The organism is Bacillus sp. JJ1532, from assembly GCF_036965085.1.
Taxonomy (GTDB): Bacteria; Bacillota; Bacilli; order Bacillales; family Cytobacillaceae; genus Cytobacillus.
On sequence record NZ_JBALOW010000044.1, the window covers coordinates 105,809 to 113,630 of the forward strand.

The window sequence follows — 7,822 nt, forward strand, 5'->3', positions numbered from 1 at the left end:
TTCTAAAAAAAGAATATTTACTTTTATTAGAATAGAATTATTGAATTATTTTTTCTGATTTTATTCAAAAGGCTTGAATTTAATTCGGAACTGTTATACATTGTGCAACAGACGTTCGAAATTAAGAATGATAAATTCCATAATAAATCGTTAATAAATTAATGAAACCGTTTTAAATTGGATAATAATGTTTGACAAAGATGAAACTGTTGTACAATAATAGTTGATATTTCTTTTAAAATCCCCTCTTAAGGAGGACTATTGATGTCTGAGTTTTTAGTAATCGTTGAGTCGCCGGCAAAGGCGAAAACGATTGAGCGTTATCTTGGAAAAAAATATAAAGTTAGAGCATCCATGGGACATGTTAGAGATCTTCCGAAAAGTCAGATGGGTGTTGACATAGAAAATCAGTACGAGCCGAAATACATTACAATACGCGGAAAAGGCCCAGTATTGAAGGAGTTAAAAACAGCAGCAAAAAAGGCAAAGAAAATTTATCTCGCAGCTGACCCCGACCGTGAGGGAGAGGCTATTGCCTGGCACTTGGCACACAGCCTTAATATGGATATTTCATCTGATTGCCGAGTTGTCTTTAATGAAATAACGAAGGATGCGATTAAAGAATCGTTTAAACATCCAAGACCTATTAATATGGACCTCGTTGATTCCCAGCAAGCGCGACGGCTGCTTGACAGGCTCGTTGGATATAATATTAGCCCTTTATTATGGAAAAAAGTAAAAAAGGGCTTAAGTGCCGGCAGAGTACAATCTGTAGCAGTTCGTTTAATTATTGACAGGGAAAAAGAAATTAAAGCTTTTGAACCTGAGGAGTATTGGTCCATTGAAGGCGATTTCCTAAAAGGAAAAGACAGCTTTGAAGCATCTTTCTATGGAATAGGGACTAACAGGCTTGATTTAAAATCAAAAGATGTTGTTCAGCTTGTATTAAGTAAGATGAATGGGAACAAATTTAAAGTAACATCAGTTACTAAAAAAGAACGTAAAAGGAATCCTGCTGCTCCATTTACTACTTCGTCACTTCAGCAGGAAGCAGCAAGAAAATTAAATTTCCGGGCGAAAAAAACAATGATGCTTGCTCAGCAGCTTTATGAAGGAATCGACCTTGGCAAAGAGGGAACAGTCGGGTTAATTACGTATATGAGAACGGATTCTACTCGAATTTCAGAAGTTGCTCAAGGAGAGGCTTCCCAATTTATCGAAGAAGCTTATGGCAAGGATTTTCTGCAGGTGGATAAAAAGAAAGAGAAAAAGAAATCGAATACGCAAGATGCCCATGAGGCTATTCGACCGACAAGTGTAACGAAAGAGCCAGCCAGTTTAAAAGAATTTCTCTCAAGAGATCAGCTGCGATTGTACAGGTTAATTTGGGAGCGATTTGTGGCAAGTCAGATGGCTTCAGCCGTTATGGATACGATGAGTGTAGACTTAATGAATGGCGATGTTATTTTTAGAGCTACGGGATCTAAGGTGAAATTCCCTGGGTTTATGAAAGTGTATGTAGAAGGCACTGATGATCAGGCTGAGGAAAAAGATAAAATGCTTCCTGACCTTAAAGAGGGTGATGAGGTCATTAAAAAGGATATTGATCCGAAACAGCATTTCACGCAGCCTCCGCCAAGGTATACTGAAGCACGATTAGTAAAAACACTTGAAGAGCGTGGGATTGGACGCCCTTCCACATTTGCGCCTACTCTGGATACCATTCAAAAGCGCGGATATGTAGCGTTAGATAATAAGCGATTTATCCCAACTGAGCTTGGAGAAATTGTTCATGAGTTAATGTTTGAATTTTTCCCGAATATTCTAGATGTTGAATTTACCGCAAAGATGGAAAAAGATCTGGATTATATTGAAGAAGGAAAGGTAAATTGGATAGAAATTATCAATAATTTTTACGTTAATTTTGAAAAACATCTAGAAATAGCAGAAAAAGAAATGCAAGAGATCGAAATTAAGGATGAGCCTGCAGGAGAAGATTGTGAACAATGTGGAAACCCAATGGTCTTTAAAATGGGTCGCTACGGAAAATTTATGGCTTGCAGCAATTTCCCTGATTGCAGAAATACAAAACCAATTGTTAAAGAGATTGGCGTTACATGTCCGAAGTGTAAAGAAGGAAATATTATAGAGAGAAAGAGTAAAAAACGGCGAATTTTTTATGGCTGTGACCGTTTCCCTGAATGTGACTTTATTTCTTGGGATAAGCCTTTACCGCGCAGCTGTCCAAAATGCGAGAATCTTCTTATAGAAAAGAAGCTGAAAAAAGGTGTTCAAGTTCAATGCATCGAATGTGATTACAAGGAAGAGAAGCAAGGTTAAGGGTGGGCTATTGGCTCACTCTTTTCTTATGGGGACTGAAATCTTCCTCATTTTAGGATATTTAGGGAATGATAATAGAAAAAATCATAAATCTGTGTATTGTTTAATTGCAAAATGATATCGATTAGGTGTAAAGTAAGATAGCTATGTTTTTGAAACGTGGAGGTCAGAAAATGAAGGATAAAACAGTAAATGTTATAGGTGCTGGGTTAGCTGGAAGTGAAGCTGCATGGCAACTTGCTAATAGAGGGATTCATGTTAGGCTTTATGAGATGAGACCTGTGAAGCAAACACCTGCTCATCACACAGATAAATTCGCGGAACTCGTATGCAGCAATTCGCTTCGTGCAAATACGCTTACGAATGCGGTAGGAGTTCTAAAAGAAGAGATGCGAAAATTAAATTCAATTATTATTGAGTCAGCTGATGCTAGTGCTGTGCCTGCTGGAGGGGCATTGGCTGTTGATCGCCATGACTTTGCGGCACGAGTAACGGATAAAGTGAAAAATCATCCCAATGTGACTGTCATTCAAGAAGAAGTTACTAATATTCCTGATGGTACTACTATCATCTCTACAGGACCATTAACAAGTGAATCATTATCTTTGAAGCTTAAGGAATTGTCAGGTGAGGAATACTTATATTTCTATGATGCGGCAGCACCAATTATTGAAAAAGAATCGATTAATATGGATAAGGTTTACCTTAAATCACGCTATGACAAAGGAGAAGCCGCCTATTTAAACTGCCCGATGACAGAGGAAGAATTCAATAAATTTTACGAAGCCTTAATTAGCGCTGAAACCGTTCCATTAAAAGAATTCGAAAAAGAAATCTTTTTTGAAGGGTGTATGCCAATTGAGGTTATGGCAAACAGAGGAAAGAAAACAATGCTTTTTGGTCCGATGAAACCAGTTGGTTTAGAGGATCCAAAAACGGGAAAAAGACCATATGCAGTAGTTCAGCTTCGTCAAGATGATGCAGCAGGAACACTATATAATATTGTTGGGTTTCAAACTCACTTAAAATGGGGTCCGCAAAAAGAGGTTATTCAATTAATACCGGGATTAGAAAATGCTGAAATTATCCGCTATGGGGTTATGCATCGTAATACTTTTATTAACTCCCCGAAGGTATTGAAGCCCACGTATCAATTCATTAACAGAGAAGATTTATTTTTTGCAGGACAAATGACTGGTGTTGAAGGCTATGTTGAATCTGCTGCGAGCGGATTGGTAGCAGGAATAAATGCAGCCAGATTGCTTAATGGTGAGGATCTTGTAGAATTTCCGCATGAAACGGTCATTGGAAGTATGGCAAGATATATCACATCAGCTAACGAGAAAAGCTTTCAGCCAATGAATGCTAACTTTGGGTTGCTGCCTGAACTTCCTGTTAAAATTAGAGGAAAAAAAGAACGTAACGAACAGCATGCAAACCGAGCGTTAGAAACAATTCAGAACTTTGTGAAAAGTGAGGGAATTTAATTGCAAGGGCTTCTAAAATATGATACTATTTAGAAGCCCTTGTGAGGTGATAATGAATGGACCAAAATGTGAACAATTCGTTAAAGATGTTTATTGAATATTTACAAATTGAAAAAAACTATTCACAATATACTATTGAGTATTATCAACAGGATATTAACGAATTCTTTTTGTTCACAAATGAACAAGCAATTAACAATTTGCAGGATGTAAAGTATTCTGATGTCCGTATTTATCTTACAAAGCTTTATGAAAGAAAATTTGCAAGAAAATCGGTGGCTAGAAAAATTTCTTGTTTGCGAAGTTTTTTTAGATTCCTTGTCAGGGAGAAAATAGTTAGTGAAAACCCTTTTGCCCTAGCTTCCATTCCAAGGCTTGAAAAAAAGCTTCCGGAATTTTTTTATGAGGAAGAATTGGAAGAGTTATTTAATGCATGTGAAACGGAAACGATATTAGGGCAAAGAAATAAAGCGTTATTAGAGCTTCTATATGCTACTGGTATGCGCGTAGGCGAATGCAGCAATATTCAATTAAAAGATATTGATATGTACTTATCAACTGTTTTGGTTCATGGAAAGGGAAACAAGCAAAGGTATATCCCTTTTGGCAGCTTTGCACATGATGCTTTGGAATATTACATAAATAACGGTCGCAGAAGCTTGCTAACAAAAGAAGCTCCGAATGATTATTTATTTCTGAATAGCAGAGGGAGACCATTAACGCCTCGAGGGATAAGGCATATCCTTAGTAAACTAATTGAACAATCGTCTTTAAATGGCAAAATTCATCCACATATGCTAAGACATTCGTTTGCCACACATTTACTATCTAATGGAGCGGATATGAGAACCGTCCAGGAATTGTTAGGCCATGCCTTTTTATCATCAACACAAGTATATACGCATGTTACTGGCGAATATTTAAGAAATTCTTATTTAGCACACCATCCAAGAGCTTAAGATACAGATTTACGAAAACTTGAATTTGTAAATCAAAGCTTTAGTTTACGTATAAACGGCAAAGGAGGATATAAGAATGTCTCAATTTCATGCAACAACTATTTTCGCTGTGCATCACAAGGGGAATTGCGCAATGGCTGGAGACGGTCAAGTGACCTTTGGAAATGCGGTAGTCATGAAACACACTGCACGTAAGGTTAGGAAGCTATTTAATGGGAAGGTAATTGCCGGCTTTGCAGGTTCAGTTGCAGATGCCTTCACGTTATTTGAAATGTTTGAAGGCAAGCTTGAAGAATACAATGGAAATTTGCAGCGAGCCGCTGTGGAGCTAGCTAAACAATGGAGAAGCGATAAGATATTGCGTAAGCTTGAAGCAATGCTTATTGTCATGAACGCGGAAAACCTCCTGCTTATTTCTGGCACCGGTGAGGTTATTGAACCTGATGATGGGATATTGGCAATCGGCTCCGGCGGACATTATGCACTTGCAGCAGGAAGGTCATTAAAACGTTACGCTGGGGATCATTTAACTGCAAAAGAAATTGCAAAAGCCTCTCTTGAAATGGCAGCTGAAATTTGTGTTTACACGAATCACAATATTGTAGTAGAAGAACTTTAAGGGATGGTGAGCTGACTGATGGTTAAAGGAACGGATTTAACACCCCGTCAAATTGTTGAAAAACTTGATCAATTTATTATTGGCCAAAAGGATGCAAAAAAGGCAGTAGCTGTAGCATTAAGAAACAGATATCGCCGTGGATTACTAGAAGATAAGCTCCGTGATGAAATTAGTCCTAAAAACATATTAATGATTGGACCTACGGGTGTTGGAAAAACTGAAATTGCCCGCCGAATGGCAAAGTTAGTCGGGGCTCCTTTTATTAAAGTGGAAGCGACTAAATTTACAGAAGTCGGATATGTTGGAAGAGATGTTGAATCAATGGTTAGAGACCTTGTAGAAACATCTGTAAGACTCGTTAAGGAAGAAAAGATGAATAGCGTGAAGGAACGTGCAGAAGACAGTGCCAATCGGATCATAGTAGAATTGTTAGTTCCTTCAAATAAAAAGACTGTAAATTATAAGAATCCACTGGAAATGCTATTTGGTGGAGGCAATGATCAGTCAGATCAAGATTCAACAACTTCAGATGATATGAATATTCAAGCAAAACGCAAGGTAGTGAAAGAAAAACTAGCCTTAGGTGAACTTGAAAATGAATTCATTACTGTAGAGCTAGAGGAACAGCCTCCATCCATGTTTGACATGCTGCAAGGTTCTGGAATGGAACAAATGGGCATGAATATGCAGGATGCATTAAGCGGGTTAATGCCTAAGCGCCGGAAGAAAAGAAAACTGACTGTAAGTGAAGCAAGAAATGTATTAACAAATGAGGAAGCGCAAAAATTAATAGATATGGACGAAGTGACTCAAGAAGCTGTTTTTCGTGCTGAGCAGTCCGGCATCATATTTATTGATGAAATTGATAAAATTGCAAGCCGCAATAACGGAGGATCATCTGCAGATGTATCACGAGAAGGTGTCCAAAGAGATATTCTTCCAGTTGTAGAAGGGTCTACAGTCGTAACCAAATATGGCACAGTAAAAACTGATCACGTTCTGTTTATGGCAGCTGGAGCGTTTCATATGGCGAAGCCTTCAGATTTAATTCCGGAGCTGCAAGGGCGTTTTCCAATCCGTGTAGAATTAACGAAGCTAACCGTTGAGGATTTCTTTAACATCTTAGTTGAGCCTGATAATGCCCTTATTAAACAATATCAAGCTTTATTGGAAACTGAAGGTATACAAATTGAATTTTCTGACGATGCTATTCGTAGGATTGCTGAATTTGCCTTTGAAGTGAATCAAAATACCGACAATATTGGAGCGCGACGTCTTCACACGATAATGGAAAAGCTGCTTGAAGATTTATCTTTCGAAGCGCCAGATGTAACGATGGAAAAGATATCGATTACTCCTCAATATGTTGAAGAGAAATTAGGTGCAATTTCGCGGAACAAAGATTTAAGCCAATTTATATTGTAAAGTTTTTGTTAAGTTATATGTGAATAGATAGACAAATAATTTTTATTATTTCAAGATAAAATAGAATAAGCTTTTTTGTTAAGCAAAATGGAGGAAAAACTAATGGATTTATTATCAAGAACTAGAAAAATTAATGCGATGCTGCAAAAAGCAGCTGGCAGACCCGTTAACTTTAAAGAAATGGCAGAAACATTAAGTGATGTCATAACGGCTAATATTTTTGTACTTAGTCGACGCGGAAAATTACTAGGCTTTGCAGTTAACCAGCAAATTGAAAATGATCGTATGAAGCAAATGCTTGCAGATCGTCAATTCCCTGAAGAATATACGAATAATCTATTTAATATTCAGGAGACATCACCTAATCTTGACGTAGAAAGCGAATATACAGCTTTCCCTGTAGAAAACAAAGATCTTTTCAGCACAGGATTAACAACAATTGTTCCAATTAACGGAGGCGGGGAACGTCTTGGTACGTTAATTCTTGCAAGATTGAATGGACAATTCCATGACGATGATTTTATTTTGGCCGAATATGGAGCTACAGTGGTTGGTATGGAAATCTTACGTGAAAAAGCAGAGGAAATCGAAGAAGAAGCCCGCAGTAAAGCAGTTGTACAAATGGCCATTAGTTCGCTTTCTTACAGTGAATTAGAAGCAATTGAGCATATTTTTGAAGAACTAAATGGCAGTGAAGGCTTGCTCGTAGCTTCGAAAATTGCAGACCGCGTAGGGATTACAAGATCAGTAATCGTTAACGCTTTACGCAAATTAGAAAGCGCAGGAGTGATTGAATCCAGATCACTTGGAATGAAAGGAACCTATATTAAGGTTCTGAATGATAAGTTTTTATTTGAACTTGAGAAATTAAAATCTCATTAATTTCTAAACAAACCCCTTTTTCGACAAGAAAGGGGTTTTTTTATTACATATTTTTTACAAATTTTAAGTAAAATGAAAATTTGCTTTATTTTTGTTACAATTTATCATTT

The 7,822-nt window shown here is 37.4% G+C and carries 6 protein-coding genes; all 6 read left to right on the top strand.

Annotation, left to right across the window (positions count from 1 at the left end; genetic code table 11):
- The first annotated feature begins 264 nt into the window (after positions 1 to 264).
- The 6 genes from topA to codY all read left to right on the top strand — a co-directional run bounded on the left by topA (position 265) and on the right by codY (position 7,712).
- A complete protein-coding gene (gene topA, locus V7122_RS15295) occupies positions 265 to 2,340 on the top strand; it encodes a type I DNA topoisomerase (RefSeq protein ID WP_335527444.1) in 2,076 nt (691 codons plus the stop codon).
- Positions 2,341 to 2,513: 173 nt separating this feature from the next.
- Positions 2,514 to 3,827 (top strand): FADH(2)-oxidizing methylenetetrahydrofolate--tRNA-(uracil(54)-C(5))-methyltransferase TrmFO, encoded by a 1,314-nt coding sequence (gene trmFO / locus V7122_RS15300; RefSeq protein ID WP_335346313.1) that lies wholly within the window; start codon positions 2,514 to 2,516, stop codon positions 3,825 to 3,827.
- A 56-nt stretch (positions 3,828 to 3,883) separates the two neighbouring features.
- Positions 3,884 to 4,786 (top strand): tyrosine recombinase XerC, encoded by a 903-nt coding sequence (xerC, locus tag V7122_RS15305; RefSeq protein WP_335346314.1) that lies wholly within the window; start codon positions 3,884 to 3,886, stop codon positions 4,784 to 4,786.
- A gap of 76 nt (positions 4,787 to 4,862) precedes the next feature.
- The gene (hslV, locus tag V7122_RS15310) at positions 4,863 to 5,405 is read left to right on the top strand and encodes an ATP-dependent protease subunit HslV (RefSeq protein ID WP_335346315.1); all 543 of its coding nucleotides are present in this window, start codon (positions 4,863 to 4,865) and stop codon (positions 5,403 to 5,405) included.
- Between the two features lie 18 nt (positions 5,406 to 5,423).
- On the top strand, positions 5,424 to 6,830 hold the full coding sequence (hslU, locus tag V7122_RS15315) for an HslU--HslV peptidase ATPase subunit (RefSeq protein WP_335346316.1): 1,407 nt from the start codon (positions 5,424 to 5,426) through the stop codon (positions 6,828 to 6,830).
- Positions 6,831 to 6,932: 102 nt separating this feature from the next.
- Positions 6,933 to 7,712, top strand: a complete 780-nt coding sequence (codY, locus tag V7122_RS15320; protein WP_335346317.1) for a GTP-sensing pleiotropic transcriptional regulator CodY — start codon at positions 6,933 to 6,935, stop codon at positions 7,710 to 7,712.
- Positions 7,713 to 7,822: the final 110 nt, after the last annotated feature.

Bases quoted from the DNA above. Each gene is read 5' to 3' on its own strand.
- hslV (WP_335346315.1), top strand. From the start codon at position 4,863: ATGTCTCAATTTCATGCAACAACTATTTTCGCTGTGCATCACAAGGGG.
- trmFO (WP_335346313.1), top strand. From the start codon at position 2,514: ATGAAGGATAAAACAGTAAATGTTATAGGTGCTGGGTTAGCTGGAAGT.
- codY (WP_335346317.1), top strand. From the start codon at position 6,933: ATGGATTTATTATCAAGAACTAGAAAAATTAATGCGATGCTGCAAAAA.
- topA (WP_335527444.1), top strand. From the start codon at position 265: ATGTCTGAGTTTTTAGTAATCGTTGAGTCGCCGGCAAAGGCGAAAACG.
- xerC (WP_335346314.1), top strand. From the start codon at position 3,884: ATGGACCAAAATGTGAACAATTCGTTAAAGATGTTTATTGAATATTTA.
- hslU (WP_335346316.1), top strand. From the start codon at position 5,424: ATGGTTAAAGGAACGGATTTAACACCCCGTCAAATTGTTGAAAAACTT.